At 43.5% G+C, this 16,319-nt stretch carries 14 protein-coding genes; all 14 read right to left on the bottom strand.

Annotated elements, in window-relative coordinates:
- Positions 1–71 precede the first annotated feature (71 nt).
- The 14 genes from ftsZ to rsmH are packed head-to-tail and all read right to left on the bottom strand — an operon-like array spanning position 72 to position 16,312.
- Positions 72–1,325: a cell division protein FtsZ gene (gene ftsZ, locus BG00_RS06560; protein ID WP_036981335.1), complete on the bottom strand. Its 1,254-nt coding sequence runs from the start codon at positions 1,323–1,325 to the stop codon at positions 72–74.
- Between the two features lie 21 nt (positions 1,326–1,346).
- Complete coding sequence (gene ftsA / locus BG00_RS06555) at positions 1,347–2,579, bottom strand: cell division protein FtsA (RefSeq protein ID WP_013464060.1); 1,233 nt, start codon at positions 2,577–2,579, stop codon at positions 1,347–1,349.
- Between the two features lie 13 nt (positions 2,580–2,592).
- On the bottom strand, positions 2,593–3,354 hold the full coding sequence (locus BG00_RS06550) for a cell division protein FtsQ/DivIB (protein ID WP_036981331.1): 762 nt from the start codon (positions 3,352–3,354) through the stop codon (positions 2,593–2,595).
- Position 3,355: 1 nt separating this feature from the next.
- Positions 3,356–4,276: a D-alanine--D-alanine ligase gene (locus BG00_RS06545; RefSeq protein ID WP_016899500.1), complete on the bottom strand. Its 921-nt coding sequence runs from the start codon at positions 4,274–4,276 to the stop codon at positions 3,356–3,358.
- A complete protein-coding gene (gene murC, locus BG00_RS06540) occupies positions 4,273–5,682 on the bottom strand; it encodes a UDP-N-acetylmuramate--L-alanine ligase (protein ID WP_215908052.1) in 1,410 nt (469 codons plus the stop codon). Before murC ends, BG00_RS06545 begins: the two co-directional genes overlap by 4 nt.
- Positions 5,683–5,724: 42 nt before the next feature.
- On the bottom strand, positions 5,725–6,801 hold the full coding sequence (murG, locus tag BG00_RS06535) for an undecaprenyldiphospho-muramoylpentapeptide beta-N-acetylglucosaminyltransferase (protein ID WP_036981326.1): 1,077 nt from the start codon (positions 6,799–6,801) through the stop codon (positions 5,725–5,727).
- Positions 6,798–7,973: a cell division protein FtsW gene (gene ftsW, locus BG00_RS06530; RefSeq protein ID WP_008465286.1), complete on the bottom strand. Its 1,176-nt coding sequence runs from the start codon at positions 7,971–7,973 to the stop codon at positions 6,798–6,800. Before ftsW ends, murG begins: the two co-directional genes overlap by 4 nt.
- Complete coding sequence (gene murD, locus BG00_RS06525) at positions 7,970–9,304, bottom strand: UDP-N-acetylmuramoyl-L-alanine--D-glutamate ligase (protein ID WP_036981325.1); 1,335 nt, start codon at positions 9,302–9,304, stop codon at positions 7,970–7,972. Before murD ends, ftsW begins: the two co-directional genes overlap by 4 nt.
- Complete coding sequence (mraY, locus tag BG00_RS06520; RefSeq protein WP_008110692.1) at positions 9,305–10,387, bottom strand: phospho-N-acetylmuramoyl-pentapeptide-transferase; 1,083 nt, start codon at positions 10,385–10,387, stop codon at positions 9,305–9,307.
- Positions 10,381–11,769, bottom strand: coding sequence for a UDP-N-acetylmuramoyl-tripeptide--D-alanyl-D-alanine ligase (locus tag BG00_RS06515; protein ID WP_036981322.1), 1,389 nt, complete (start codon positions 11,767–11,769; stop codon positions 10,381–10,383). Before BG00_RS06515 ends, mraY begins: the two co-directional genes overlap by 7 nt.
- Positions 11,766–13,244, bottom strand: coding sequence for a UDP-N-acetylmuramoyl-L-alanyl-D-glutamate--2,6-diaminopimelate ligase (gene murE / locus BG00_RS06510; RefSeq protein WP_036983383.1), 1,479 nt, complete (start codon positions 13,242–13,244; stop codon positions 11,766–11,768). Before murE ends, BG00_RS06515 begins: the two co-directional genes overlap by 4 nt.
- Complete coding sequence (locus tag BG00_RS06505; RefSeq protein ID WP_036981320.1) at positions 13,237–15,054, bottom strand: penicillin-binding transpeptidase domain-containing protein; 1,818 nt, start codon at positions 15,052–15,054, stop codon at positions 13,237–13,239. The genes murE and BG00_RS06505 overlap by 8 nt, the downstream gene beginning before the upstream one ends.
- On the bottom strand, positions 15,051–15,377 hold the full coding sequence (ftsL, locus tag BG00_RS06500) for a cell division protein FtsL (protein WP_008110697.1): 327 nt from the start codon (positions 15,375–15,377) through the stop codon (positions 15,051–15,053). The genes BG00_RS06505 and ftsL overlap by 4 nt, the downstream gene beginning before the upstream one ends.
- Positions 15,374–16,312 (bottom strand): 16S rRNA (cytosine(1402)-N(4))-methyltransferase RsmH, encoded by a 939-nt coding sequence (gene rsmH / locus BG00_RS06495; RefSeq protein ID WP_008110698.1) that lies wholly within the window; start codon positions 16,310–16,312, stop codon positions 15,374–15,376. Before rsmH ends, ftsL begins: the two co-directional genes overlap by 4 nt.
- Between the last annotated feature and the right edge of the window lie 7 nt (positions 16,313–16,319).

Below are 16,319 nucleotides of genomic sequence, written 5' to 3'. Positions count from 1 at the left end.
GGCGGAGTGTAACATGAATACGGTATAACTACAATATTCGTTCACATTTCGCACAAAAATACTGTTTTTTATTAATCTGCTTGTTTACGTAAAAAAGCAGGGATGTCGAAATAATCGCCACCTTCAGACTTATCTGTTTTCTTAGCGCTGCTTGACGACGTATTCGCTGAAGAACTTGAAGAGCTCGTCGATGTGCTTTGCTCTTTTGATTCTGTTTGCGTTGTCGTTGCAGGCTCTTCTGTACTTGCGCCTTGGCTTGCAAAGCTAGGAACATACATGCTGCTGTTTGTTTGCGTGCTTGAACTGGCTACATCAGAACCTGATGCTTTTTTAAAGCCGTTATCTACAATACCAAACTGTGGACGACGATCGCCGCCTAAGCCAGTTGCAACAACCGTTACACGTAGCTCATCTGTCATTTCAGGGTCGATTACCGCACCCACAACTACCGTTGCATTTTCAGACGCTAGCGCCTTAACGTGATTACCTACGATTTCAAATTCTTCAATCGCGATATCCATGCCGGCAGTAATATTGACCAAGATACCTTTAGCACCGGTTAAATCAACGTCTTCTAGTAATGGGCTTGAAATAGCCGCTTCTGCTGCTTCTTGTGCACGATCAGGACCCGAGGCAGATGCAGTCCCCATCATGGCTGTACCCATTGCAGACATAACAGTACGTACGTCGGCGAAATCCACGTTAATTAGACCCGAGCGTGTGATTAGCTCAGCAATACCCTGTACCGCACCAAATAATACGTCATTTGCTTTAGCAAACGCATCCAGTAAAGTTGTTCCTTTACCTAATACTTTTAGTAATTTGTTATTTGGAATAGTAATTAACGAGTCCACGATTTCAGACAATTCGCTAATCCCCTGCTCTGCAGCAGCGGCACGTTTTTTACCTTCAAAATCAAATGGACGCGTTACTACTGCCACGGTTAGAATACCCAGCTCTTTAGCAATTTTAGCCACGACTGGCGCAGCACCGGTTCCTGTACCGCCGCCCATACCTGCCGCTATAAATACCATATCGGCGCCTTCAAGGCTGGCACGGATGGTTTCGGCGTCTTCTTCAGCCGACTGACGGCCTACTTCAGGGTTTGCACCCGCACCTAACCCAGAGGTTATTTGCGTACCTAATTGTACCGTTACATCTGCGGCTGAATTACGTAATGCTTGTGCATCCGTATTCGCTGCAATAAAACGAACGCCTTCTATTTGTTGTTTTACCATGTGCTCAACTGCGTTACCGCCGCCGCCACCAACACCGATTACTTTTATTACAGCTTCTTCGCTGTGTTGTTCCATTATATCAAACATATTTACTCTCCGACTTGAGTACTAAAACTCGCCTTGAAACCATTTTGTGATGCGGTTCCACCAATTATTATTATCATCCGCTTTCGACTTTTGTGCATTCATCGACTGCATAGTACGCCCGTATTGTAACAAACCTACAGCGGTTGCGTACGATGGATCATCAACATAATCAGTTAAACCTACTACACCAATTGGTTTACCTATTCTTACTGGCATCTGAAAAATATCTTCAGCCACTTCCATTGCGCCAGTCATTTTAGCAGTTCCGCCAGTAATGACGAGACCTGCTGCAATTTGGTCTTCTAATCCTGAACGACGAATTTCTTCCATCGCCAGTTCAAATAATTCTCTAAAACGTGGCTCAACCACTTCTGATAACGTGTGCCTAGACATCAGTCTTGCTGGCCGCCCACCTACGCTTGGCACTTCAATCGTATCTTCGCTGCTCGCCATTTGGCTACTTGCACAGGCATATTGTACTTTGAGTGACTCAGCATGTGATATAGGTGTACGAAATATTTTTGCAATATCACCGGTTACTTGGTTACCTGCCACCGGAATAACCGCCGAATGACGCAGCGCACCATTAATATAAATAGTGATATCCATAGTACCACCACCAATATCAAGCACCGCAACACCTAACTCTTTTTCGTCATCCGTCAGTACGGAATAACACGAAGCAAGCGCTGTGAATATAAGTTGGTCAACTTCAAGCCCGCAACGTTCAACACATTTTTCTATATTTTTAGCCATGTCGTTGGAGCAGGTAATAATGTGCGCGCGTGCTTCCATGCGCACACCGCTCATGCCGAGTGGGTTTTTAATCCCCTCTTGCATATCAATGCTGTACTCTTGCGGCAAAGCATGCAACATTTTGCGTTCAGCTGAAATTGGCACTGAACGAGCAATGTGTATTACATTTTCAATGTCTTCATCGGTTACTTCGGTGTTATTAATAGCCACAACACCGCTTTCGTTCTGACACTGAATATGCTTGCCAGAAATACCCAAATAAACCGAGCTAATACGACAATCAGCCATCAATTCGGCTTCATCTATAGCGCGGCGAATAGACTCAGACACTAAATTTAAATCGTTAACACCGCCTTTATCCATTCCATGAGATACTTGGCTCCCCACGCCAACAATGCTGAGCTTGTTATCTGTGGTGATTTCACCTACCGTGGCCACTACTTTAGAAGTGCCAACGTCTAATCCAATCACTAGGTTTCTTTCTGCTGACTTAGTCATGCCTTACTCTTTATTATAATTGCTGTTCTTGCAGTGGCTTATAGCTCACTGCAAGGCCGGTATCGTAGCGTAAATCAATTGCATCTATCTGTGCATCAGCACGTTTTTCTATACGTGAATAAACGTCTATAAAACGTTGTACACGTTTGGCTTTATCTTTGCGTCCTAAATTTAAACGCACACCGTTATCTAACCAAAGTTGCCACGAAAACCGCTCAGATAGCGCAAGGCTAGTGAGCGTTAATGCATTGACTTTGAGCATTTCATCAAACTGTTTAAACGCTACCCATGCTTCTTTTTCACTACCCTCTGGCCCATATAGTTGGGGTAAAGTGCCACTTAATTTATCACTTTTTGCTTCAAACGCGTCACCGCTTTGATTAATCAGTAAGTCACTATTCCAGTGAGCAACCGCTTGATGTTCTACCACGTAAACTTGAATGGTATCAGGCCATTGCTTTCTTACCGATACCGTTGCAACCCAAGGCAGCTCTTGTACTAAATGCTGAACTTGCTTTACGTTTAGCTCAAAAAAACTGCTTAAATCTGCTTTTTTTATTGCCGCTGTTATTGCTTTTTCATCGGTGTACTTAGGGTTCCCCAGCACCGTTAAATGCTTAATTTGTGCATCTTTATTTTCAACTAACCAGTGCGAAACCCCACTGGTTATTTCAATTAACCCTATCACCACGGCTAGAAAAAAACTCACTCCAAAAATCAGCGACCAGTTAAGTTGCTGTTTTAGTTGCTGCGCTTTCTCTAAAAAGGGATGCATATTAAAGGGTTTGCTCCAAAATGCGAACAACTAATTGCTCAAAACTTGCCCCGTTGGCTTTTGCTGCCATTGGCACCAATGATTTTTCAGTCATGCCTGGTACGGTATTCACTTCTAGTAAGTAAAAGTGTCCTTGTTCATCTTGCATCGCATCGACTCGCCCCCAGCCACTTGCCCCCACTAAATCAAACGCATCAAGCGCCATCGCTTGTAATTTTTGAGTATCCAATGGTGATAAATCAGCAGGGCAATGATATTGCGTACTACTTGACTGATATTTAGCTTGGTAGTCATAAAACCCATTTGGGGTGCTCATTTCAATCACAGGTTGTACTTCATCACCTAATACCGTAATGGTAAATTCGCGACCCGTGATCCACTGCTCTACCAATACTTGGCTGTCGAACTTAAATGCATTAGTGAGCGCATCTTCAAGTTCTTCTGCAGAGCTTGCTTGTGCCATACCGATACTGGAGCCCTCGTGCGATGGCTTAACCATTACCTTTTTAAATTGCGCCATAATGGCATTGGCATCAAAGCCTTTTTTAGCATCAACCACGGCATAAGGTGCGGTGCTTAAGCCTGCCGATTTAAACAAATGCTTACAACGAATTTTATCCATTGCCAGTGCCGAACCCAGAACATTACTGCCGGTATACGGCAGGTTCATAAATTCTAGAGCACCTTGTACCGTGCCGTCTTCACCACCACGACCATGCAAAGCAATAAAAACGCGATCAACGTTTAACGACTTTAATTCCCATAACGAACGATTTTGTGGATCAAACGCTATCGCATCAATGCCAGCGTCTAACAGCGCATTTAATACCGCTTGACCAGATTTTAATGACACGTCACGCTCTGCTGAATTTCCACCTAGCAGCACCGCTACTTTACCAAACTGGGAATTTACCTGTGTCATACTTCACCTTGCTTTAATTGTTCTATCGACATATTCGTGGCTGCTAAATTTTTAACGAGCTGACCTATGTTACCCGCACCTTGTGTGAGCACTAAGTCGTTATTTTGTAGGCAGTTGGCAAGTACGCCCGCAAGCTCTGAGCTTGAGGCTACATGTAATGGCTCTTTGCCACGCTGGCGCAAACTACGGCATAAACTTTTACTATCAGCGCCAACAATCGGCTCTTCGCCTGCACTGTAAACATCGAGTAATAAAAGCTGATCAACCTCAGCCAATACCTTAACAAAATCTTCGTATAAATCGCGAGTACGCGTATAACGGTGCGGCTGATACACCATCACTAAACGCTTATCAGGCCAGCCTTCTCGTGCTGCGGTGATAGTAGCGGCCACTTCTGACGGATGATGACCATAGTCATCAACAAGCATCACGCTACCGCGTTCATTTTCAAATTCACCGTAGTGCTGAAAACGACGGCCAATACCTTCAAAAGTATCTAAAGCCGCTAAAATTGCATGATTCGCAATATTTTGATCTTTAGCCACGGCAATCGCTGCGGTTGCATTAAGGGCATTATGTTTACCCGGCATATTCAGCTTGGCGGTTAAACTCTCACCTTGTTTATTAGTCACCGTAAATTGGCATGTGTTCGCTGTTTGGCTAAAGTCACTCATTCGATAATCAGCCTCGTGTGACTCACCGTAAGTGATCACCGGACGACCAAAACGGGGGATCAATTCAGCAGCAACGTCTGAATCAATACACACCACCGCTAACCCGTAAAACGGCAGATTATGAATGAATTCAACATAAGTATCTTTCATTTTTTCTAAACTACCGCCGTAGGTTTCCATGTGATCTTCTTCAATATTAGTGATCACCGACACCATAGGCTGTAAATGCAAAAATGAGGCATCGCTTTCATCTGCTTCGGCGATTAAAAAGTCACTTTTACCTACCTTAGCATTGCTGCCAGCGCTGTTAAGCAAACCACCAATTATAAAGGTTGGATCGAGTTCGGCTTGTGCATAAATGCTGGCAATTAAGCTGGTTGTGGTCGTTTTACCATGGGTGCCCGCAATGGCGATACCGTGGCGAAAGCGCATCAGTTCAGCTAACATTTCTGCACGGCGAACCACCGGGATACGCGCAGCTTGCGCGGCTTGAATTTCAGGATTTGTTTTATCTATTGCACTTGAAACCACCACCACATTGGCGTCTTTTACGTTATTTTCATGATGACCAATAAATACTTCAGCACCGGCTTTAATTAAACGCTCAGTCATTGCGCTGTGAGCTATATCTGAACCAGTAATACGGTAACCTTCAAAAGCAAGTACTTCTGCAATGCCGCCCATGCCTGCACCGCCTATTCCTACAAAGTGAATAGTTTCAATGCGGCGCATCGCTGGGCGTGTATATTTTTCTTTTGCTAATGTCTGTTTCACTTATGTTCTCTTATTTGTTACTTGCTCACAGTGCATCGCTACGCTTGCTGTGGCATCTAAAATAGCTTGCTGTTTTGCTTTGCCAGCCATTTTAGTTATTAATAAAGGTTCGGCTAAATAGGGGCTTAAAAGTTCAACAATACTGCGCTGATTAAATTGCCCCTGTGGCATTAATAACGCCCCCTCTGCCATTACTAAATACTGTGCATTGGCTGTTTGATGATCATCAACTGCGTGTGGAAACGGCACAAATACCGCCATTTTACCCGCTGCGGCAATTTCACTTACCGTAAGCGCACCCGCACGACAAATCACAATATCTGCCCAGCTATAAGCGGTATCCATATCATCAATAAATTCAGCAACGGTCACTTGCTCATTGCCCATTTGTTGCTGCTGGTAACTTTCACTTACACTAGCAAGGTGCCCTTTACCGGTTTGATGCCAAATATTAATAGCACTGGTGTCATTTAAGCGCTTAAATGCTTCAGGTAGTGTTTGGTTGAGCACTTGCGCACCTAACGAACCACCCACCACTAATATATTTATAGGGCTGGTTACTTCGCGCTCAGTAATATCAATCACGCTCTGGCGTACAGGGTTACCTACCAGCTCTGCTTTGCCATTGGCAAAAGCACTGGGAAAAGCCGCTAACACGCGATTAGCACATTTAGCCAACCACCTATTACTCATACCAGCTACGGCGTTTTGCTCATGAATTATCAAAGGGATACCCAGGCTTTTTGCCGCAATACCTGTTGGGCCAGTTACATACCCCCCCATTGCTAAAACGACGTCAGGGCGTTGTTGTTTTAATACCTTACGCGCTTGCAATATTGCATTAATAACCATGAATGGCGCTTTAATAAGGCGTTTTAAACCATTCCCTCGCACGCCTTTTACATCAATAAAATCAATTTCTATGTTGTGCTTGGGCACGACACTGGCTTCCATTCTATCTGGGGTGCCTATCCAGCTAACTTGCCAACCTTGCTGTTTGAGATAATCAGCAACGGCAATCCCTGGAAAAATATGTCCACCTGTGCCCCCTGCTACAACGACTATTTTTTTACTCATCGCTTAGCTCCACCTGACGTGGCTTGTTTCGTTGCCATCTTAGTCTCAAAATCTACACGTAATAAAATACCGGTTGCTATGGTCATCATTAATAAACTTGAGCCACCATAAGAAATAAACGGCAAGGTTAATCCTTTGGTTGGTAAAATACCGGCACTGGCGCCCACATTCACCATAGTTTGAAACGCAAACCAAATACCAATTGCTAAGGCTAAGTAGCCTTCATATTCTTTGCCGTTTTTAAGCGCGTTTTGGCCAATGAGTAAAGCTCTAAATACTAAAGTACCGAGTACCATTAAAATGCTAAGCACTCCCATAAAACCTAACTCTTCAGCAATAACAGCAAAAATAAAGTCGGTGTGCGCTTCTGGTAAATATTGTAATTTTTGTACGCTGTTTCCTAGGCCTTGGCCAAACCAATCACCTTGACTATAAGCCATTAGTGATTGCACTAATTGATAGCCTTTGCCAAAAGGGTCATCCCAAGGTTCTAAAAAGCCAACAACACGCGCCATACGATATGGCTCTAACACAATAAGCCCAACCACTAGCGCAATACCGGTTAAAATAAGTGCAAAAAACTGCCAAAGCTTGGCACCGGCTAAAAACAACAAACCAACCGTAGTAACAAACATCACCACCACAGTCCCTAAATCGGGCTGCATTAAAATAAGTGCTGCATAAACTGCAAATACCGCTATGGGTTTAGCAAAGCCTTTTATGTTTTCTTGAACTTCATTACGCTTACGTACTAAGTAGCCTGCGATATAACTAAAAAAGAACAACTTAGCGAGCTCTGAGGCTTGAATATTAAACGGTCCTACGGGTATCCAGCGGGTTGAACCATTGACTTCACGTCCTACAATGAGTACCACTAATAACAGTACTAAACCGATTAGTAATAAATAGGGGTTAGCTTTTTTCCACCACGACATAGGTACTTGAGTACTAATGCAAAATAAACAAAACGAGAGCCCTAAAAAAATGCCATGGCGGATAGTAAAATGATAAATATTACCAAACAGTCTATCGGCTGTCGGCATTGAGGCACTGGTTACCATTACAAAGCCCACACCAATCAGCATTAGCATGCAATAAAGCAGTGGCACATCATAAAGCTGCGCTGAAGGTTTAGGGGTGAGAGCCTCTTTAATATCCGCAAAAGCAATCATGACTGCCCCTGCAATACACATTGCACAAAATCATCGCCGCGTTGCATATAATTGTTATACATATCAATGCTGGCACAGGCAGGTGCGAGTAAAACGGTATCGCCCGATTTACTTAATTGCTTTGCAAGCGTCACAGCCTCAGACATATTATTGGTTAAATGACCTTTAGCACTGAGTGCCACTAAATCTTTGGCATCTTTACCAAAACAAATCAGCGCTTTTACATGCTTTTCAATATAAGGCTTTAGCACCTCTAAATCAGCACCTTTAGCATCACCACCAGCAATAACCACTAAGTTTTGTTGTTCACCCGCTAAACTATCTATTGCCGCCACTGTTGCGCCTACGTTGGTAGCTTTAGAGTCGTTAAAGTATTTAACGCCATTAAACTCACCCACAAACTGACAACGGTGCGCTAAGCCATTAAATTGAGCTAATGCGGTTTTGTAGTGCGCCTTAGTAATTGTAAATGGGCTGAGTAATGCCATCACTGCCAAGGTATTTAAATAGTTATGCTTACCCACAACGGCTAAAGCACTTACTGGTAAATAAGCTTCGTCCTTTACCATAAAGTGCGCTTCGCTATTGTGCTGTGCTAAGTGGTAATCGCCTTGTGTTTCACCAAAGCTCAGTTGTGGTGTTAACGTGCGACTCACAGGGTGTGTTTGCTTATCGTCAGCATTAATCACTACGTGTTCAGCACCGTTATAAATACTTAGTTTTGAGTCTATATAGGCTTGGTAACTATCATAACGATCGAGATGATCTTCTGAAATATTAAGCACGGTTGCACTGGTGGTTTTTAGGCTGCGTGTGGTATCAAGCTGAAAACTTGATAGCTCCAATACAAATACATCAAAGTCACCGTAAAGTAAATCCAGTACCGCTGTGCCAATGTTGCCACCGAGTGCCACTTTATAACCTGCGGTTTTTAATACTTCGTAGGCAAGTGTCACTACCGTTGATTTACCATTAGAGCCGGTTACAGCAACGACTGGTTTGCTATTAATGCGCGCAAATAACTCAACATCACCAATCACTTCAACGCCTGCGTTAATTGCCTTAACAATTGCTGGTGTTTTTAAGCTTAGCCCGGGACTAATAATAATCATATCGCAAGCACTGAGCGCCGCATTTTCTAAGTCACCAAAGTGAGTTTTTAATTGAGGTGCGTGCTGATTGAGCCAATCAACACCTGGCGGATTCTCTCTGCTATCGACCACATAAGGCTGTATTGATTGAGATAATAAAAAACGCACAATGCCCAGACCGGTTACACCGAGTCCGAGCACTGTTATGTGTTTATTTTTTATCTCGTTTAAATACTGCATTTATCTGATCTTTAATGTCGCAAGGCCAGCGAGTACCAGCACAATAGAAATTATCCAAAAGCGCACAATAACGCGTGGCTCCGGCCAACCTTTAAGTTCGTAATGGTGATGAATAGGCGCCATTCTAAAAATGCGTTGCCCACGTAATTTGTAAGAGCCAACTTGTAAAATTACCGATAGCGCTTCCATTACAAACACGCCCCCCATAATAATCAGTAACAGCTCTTGGCGAACAAGTACGGCAATAATCCCCAATGCACCACCCAGTGCTAATGAGCCTACATCGCCCATAAATACTTGCGCCGGATACGTGTTAAACCATAAAAAACCTAACCCAGCCCCTACAATAGCGGTACACACCACAACCAACTCACTCGCCAGTGGTAAATGCGGAATATGTAAATAAGCCGAAAAATTAATATTACCCGTTAAGTAAGCAATAATAGCCAGCGCTGCAGCCACTAAAATAGTAGGTACAATGGCTAAACCGTCTAGACCGTCGGTTAAATTAACCGCGTTTGACGTGCCCACCAACGCAAAGTAGGTGATCACGATATAAAACAGCCCCAGCTGTGGCAGTACATCTTTAAAAAATGGCACTACCAGTGACGTTTCAGTTGCTTGTGTGCTGCTCATGTAAAGCGCAGTGGCTACAACCAGTGCAATTACCGATTGCCAAAAGTATTTCCACTTTGCAATAAGTCCTTTTGGATCTTTGCGGATCACCTTACGGTAATCATCAATAAAGCCCACAATACCTAATGAGCCAATTACAAATAAAGTGGCCCATACGTATTTATTAGACAAGTCTGCCCATAATAATGTGCTGGTAAAAATAGCCCCTAAAATAAGTAAGCCACCCATGGTCGGTGTACCCGATTTAGATAGGTGCGATTGCGGACCATCATCACGTACTGTTTGCCCTATTTGCATGCGTTGCAGCGCACGAATTAACTTAGGACCAAAATACAACGACATCATCAATGCAGTTAAAATACCTAAAATGGCACGCAGGGTTAAATACGAAAAAACATTAAAGCCACTATAATATTGAGTTAAATACTCAGCCAGCCAAACTAACATGATGATACTCCATTGATGGCTTGTTGCTGGCCATTAACTAAATCGGTTACTAAAAGCTCCATGCGAGAACTGCGTGATCCTTTCACGACAAGGGTAATTTTTTTATCTACTTTGCTAATGCTGTTTTGAATTTGCTGCAGCATTTGCTCACGATTAGAGAAATGGCGATTTGGCAGCCCAAATACATCACTGGCACATTTACTTAATACTCCGAGTGTAAATAACTCATCAATGCCTTGCGCTAATGCGTATTCACCGACTTCTTGATGATATTTACGTGCATCTTCACCAAGTTCACCCATATCACCGAGTGCCAAAATACGATGACCTTGAATATCACTAAGTAAATCAATCGCAGCTTTCACCGACTTTACGTTGGCATTGTATGTATCATCAATAATAGTGAGTGAATCACTGGCTTCAATTAGGTTAACCCGTCCTTTAACTTCACCCATGGTCGCTAACGCGCTGGCAATTTCCTCAAGTGACACGTCAAACTCACTGGTTAACGCCGCAGCAATAAGCGCGTTACTAATATTATGTTTACCTGGCAGTGCTAACTTAACCGGCACACTGTGTTGCTTGGTGCACAAAGTAAAGCTTGCGCGAGCTTGTGCATCTAGGCTGATGTCTTCAGCCCAAATATCGAGCTTTTCACTACTCGAAAAACATTTAATATTGCGCGTTGCTAACTTATCAAGCCAATATTGACTAAAGTCACTATCGCAATTGACGATGGCGATGCCATCCTCTTTTAATCCGTCGTAAATTTCGCCTTTTGCTTGTGCCACACCCTGCAGGCTACCAAAGCCTTCCAAGTGGGCAGCAGCAACATTACACACCACAGCTACATCCGGTTTGGTCATCGCGGTGGTGTACGCAATTTCACCTATGTGGTTAGCGCCTAATTCAATAACCGCAAAGCGATGTTGTGGCTCTAATCTGAGTAAAGTTAACGGTACGCCAATGTCGTTATTAAAATTACCTTTAGTGGCTAATACATCCCCTTTACTTGATAAAATAGCGGCACACATTTCTTTAACTGTGGTTTTACCTACGCTGCCAGTAATAGCGATAGTTTTAGGTGCAACTTGCGCCATCACTGCTGTACCAATTGTGCCTAATGCAATACGGGTATCGGCAACTACAAATTGAGCAATATCGGTATCAACAGCGTGATCGACAATCACGCCTATAGCGCCTTTTTGTTTTGCCTGTTCAATAAATTTATGGCCATCAAAATTTGGGCCCTTAAGCGCCAAAAACACTTCACCATCACACAAAGTACGGGTATCGGTGTTTATATTTATCACCTTGCGATTATCACCTTGATAATCGGTTGCTAGCACATTAGCTAGCCAATCAAAATCCATTGGGATCATGCTTGAGACCCTCTTACTGCTTTTTTTAATTGTTGTTGTACAAATTGGCGGTCGCAAAAATCGATGCGTGTATCGCCTATAATTTGATAGTCTTCATGCCCTTTACCGGCAATTAAAATAACCTCACCGGCTTTTGCGTTATCTATAGCAAATTGTATCGCGGCACCGCGTTCGGCCTCTAAATGAGCGTTTTCTGGATGCTCTAATCCCGCAGCTACATCATTAATAATGTCATTAGGGTCTTCAGAGCGTGGGTTATCACTGGTAATGATCACTTTGTCTGCAAACTGCTCAGCAGCTTGTGCCATTAGTACACGCTTTCCTTTATCTCTGTCGCCGCCACAACCAAACACACAACTCACGCCACCTGGTACATGTTGCTGCAGCGCTTGTAAGGCTAAAGCCAACGCATCTGGCGTATGCGCGTAATCAACAACGCAAGTAGGCATACTTGGCGCTGTAAATGCTTGCATCCTACCGGCTACCGGCTGTAAATACTCACATCCTGCTACTAACTGTGTTAATGGATAGCCTAGCGCTAATAGCGTTGCTAACGCAGCCGTTAGATTATAAAGGTTAAATTCACCAAACAGCGGTGATTTTATGGCAACATCACCCCAGCTAGTAGTTAATTGCGCCGAAATACCGGTTGCTGAATACTGAACATCTGAAAAATATACAAACTGTGCATTTTTAGGGGCTAAGTTTTTACGGCCATAACAAATAAGACTATTAAAGCTGTATTTTTCAATCCATTGTTCTGCTTGTCCGTCATCCTGATTAAGAATGACATGATCAGCATCAAAATCACGAAACAGCATCAATTTAGCATCACCATAGCTTTGCATATCGCCATGGTAATCTAAGTGATCGCGCGACAAGTTAGTAAAAACCGCCGCTTTAAAATGGCATTGATCAACACGGTGCTGTACCAAACCATGCGATGACACTTCCATAGCAACCAATTGGTGTTGCTCATTTTTTAAGTCGCTTAAAATACGCTGTAAATCGACTGCTGAAGGCGTAGTATTTTGCAGTGGTGTTAAGTTATCTGGATGGCCGTAGCCTAAAGTGCCAATAATAGCGGCTTGGGTATGACAAAATTGCGCTAAATGAGCAATCATTGCTGTGGTAGTCGATTTACCATTGGTGCCCGTTACGCCAACTAAATCTAAGTGCTTGCTCGGTTGTTGGTAAAATTGACTCGCCAATACAGGCAGTTTCTTATTCAATTCTGAGACTAAATAAAGCGGCTCAAAATCACTTTCAAATTCACACAGTCTGTCGGCAATAATTGCACTAGCACCATTTTCAATTGCTTTACTAATAAAGTGCCCACCATCTAACTGGTGCCCTTTTATCGCCACAAACACATCACCTGGTTTTACATCGCGGCTATCTAAACGCAGCTCGTTTACCATTAAACGTGCTGCATCTATTTCTAAATGTTTTAAAATTGTGTGTAAATCACGCACCATCATCTTTGCCCTTCACGTATGCCACCGAGTCTTTGTCTGGGGCAACGTTTAAAATTCTTAATGAATTAGAGATTATTTCTGCAAACGCTGGACCTGCCGTTGCGCCGCCATAATAAACATCTCCACCGGGCTCGTTGATTAATACCACAACAGCTAATCGCGGGTTACTCGCAGGGGCAACACCCGCAAAATAACCCACATATTCGTCACCATAGCCCCCTGCGGCGGCTTTTTTAGAGGTGCCTGTTTTACCAGCAGCACGGTAACCATCCACTTTAACGCGGCGTGCGGTACCGCCTTCTTCAAATACGCTTTCCATCATATGTACAACGGCTTCAACATCTTCTTGTTGAAAGATACGCTCACCTTCAGGTATAGAATCTTGCTTTAGTACAGTAAGCGGACGATTAACTCCGCCTGCCCCTAACATGGCGTAAAAACGTGCCATTTGCGCGGTACTCACGGCAATATTGTAACCAAACGAGAGCGCTGCAATTTCATGATCTGACCAACGGCGGTTAGGGTAAAATAGGCCACTACTTTCGCCTACCATGCCAGTACCACTATCACTGCCAAACCCCACTTTTTGATACAAGTCCACAAAGTACTCTTTGGGTACTGTTTGGCTTATTTTGGTTACTCCCATATTACTGGAGTATTTTAAAATTTCGCGCAGCGTCATTTCGCCATGATTACGGGTATCTTGTACTAAGCTGCCCCCTAAACGCATCCAGCCTGGGTAGGTATCAACTTTGTCATCCGGTTGGATTGTGCCGTAGTCTAATCCAGCTAAAATGGCTAGAGGCTTAACAGTTGAGCCGGGTTCAAACAAATCGGTAATAGCGCGGTTACGACGTTTATGAGGAGCCGCCCCGCTTAAGTTGTTAGGATTAAATGATGGGCTATTGACCATGGCCAAGACTTCACCGGTTTTAACATCTACTACCATGGCAGAACCTGAGGTCGCTTTATAAGTTAATACCGCTGATTTAACTGCTTTATAGGCAATGGCTTGAATTCGCTGATCAATACTTAGTTGAATGCTTTCAGGCTCTACTCGCTCGCGCTCATCAAGTACTTCAACTTCACGCCCTTGCGCATCTTTGCGAATGGTACGGCGACCTTCTTCACCGGTTAACGCGTTTTCATAAAGCTTTTCTATGCCCTCAATGCCTTTACCGTCAATATTGGTAAACCCAATAACATGCGCACTTACTTCACCAGCAGGGTAATAACGTTTTGATTCATCTAATAAATGAATACCAGGTAGGCGTAAATCACCGATGTAATTAGCCACGGCGGGAGTCACTTGGCGTTTTAAATACACAAAGCGACGAGTAGGATCATCAAGTAATCGCGTGTTAATTTTACTAGGCTCAATGCGCAACACATCAGCCAATTCACGCCAGCGTAAATCATTTTTATAATACAGGGCGGTACGCTTATTTAACTCAGCAACATTTTCACGAAGCGTTTGCTGATCTTCACCGTTTTTGCGTGCTTGCCTAAGTACTTTACTCACCAGTGATTTATGCAGGGCTTTAGGATCCGCATACACGCTTACCACAGGCACACTAACGGCAAGCTCTTTACCGTTACGATCGAAAATCATCCCGCGTTGCACATGCAGTTTTTCAATCCGTACCGTACGTTTATCGCTTTCAGAGCGCGCTTTATCAGGTTCAATTACTTGCAAGTACGCAGCACGCGATACCAAGGTCACAAACACTAAAAAAATCACCGCGCACACTAAAATAAAGCGCCATGCGATTAGGTTATTGACTGGTTTTTTGCCTCGCATTCTCATTGTAATATAATTACCTGCTCATCTTGGCTGGTTGGCCGCTTCATTTCGAGTTGTGACGTTGCCACTTCTTCAATGCGCGCATGTTGTGAATAAAACTCTTCTTCCACTAAAAAATAACGCCATTCTAAATCCAATTCGTCACGCTCTTGGAGCAACGAATCTTGCTCAATTAATTGCGCTCGAGAGAGATGAGTTACTTGCACCACACTCAAGCTTGATGCGAATATCACAACCAACAAGGCCAAGGTGATCTTGTTCGCACCTAGGCCTTTAATTATTTCAAGAAATAAATTGGGTTGGCGATAGCTCGCTTTTTTACTCATCCCAACCTCTGTGCGATCCTTAGCACTGAGCTGCGAGAGCGTGGATTACGCGCCACTTCATCAGCACTTGGTTTAATAGCTTTACCCACTGCTTTTAACGTCAGATTTTTATTTATTTGTGCGTCGGTTAAAGGCAGACCTCTGGGTATCGCTTCTCCCTTACTCTGTTTTTTAATAAATTGTTTAACAATGCGATCTTCTAAAGAATGAAACGAAATAACCACTAAGCGACCACCCGGCTTAAGAACTTTAATCGCCGCTTGTAATGCCGTTTGAATTTCCTCTAACTCGCTATTGATATAAATACGAATAGCCTGAAAAGTCCGCGTTGCAGGATGTTTAAACTTATCTTTCACCGGTACGGCTTCATCGACTAAATCAGCGAGCTGTTTAGTGGTAGTGATTGGCGTGTGTTCACGCACTTCTAAAATTTTGTGCGCAATGCGCTTACCAAATTTTTCTTCACCTAGCTTTTTGATCACATGAGTAATGTCATCTAATTCAGCCTCAGCTAACCACTGCGCTGCGCTGCGACCTGTACTTGGATCCATTCGCATATCAAGCGGGCCATCTTTCATAAAGCTAAAGCCACGCGCTGCGTCATCTAGCTGCGGCGACGACACACCAATATCAAGTAAAATGCCATCAACCTGACCAATAAGATCGTTTTGCTCAGCTACCTCGTATAACTTTGAAAAACGAGAATGAGCAATTGAAAAACGCGGGTCATCAGCAAACTTTTCAGCAGACTTTATCGCTTGTGGATCTTGGTCAATGGCCTGCAAACGACCGCTTTCACCTAAGCGCGCTAATATTTGCCCTGAATGCCCGCCACGTCCAAAGGTACCATCCATGTATATGCCGTCTGGCTTAATTGCAAGTGCATCTATGGTTTCGTCCATTAATACGGATACGTGTTCAAATTGCGCTGTCATTAGCTGT

It is taken from the genome of Pseudoalteromonas sp. SCSIO_11900 (assembly GCF_000576475.1).
In the GTDB taxonomy this organism is placed as follows: Bacteria; Pseudomonadota; Gammaproteobacteria; order Enterobacterales; family Alteromonadaceae; genus Pseudoalteromonas; species Pseudoalteromonas tetraodonis.
This window is presented reverse-complemented; position numbering and strand designations above follow the sequence as displayed.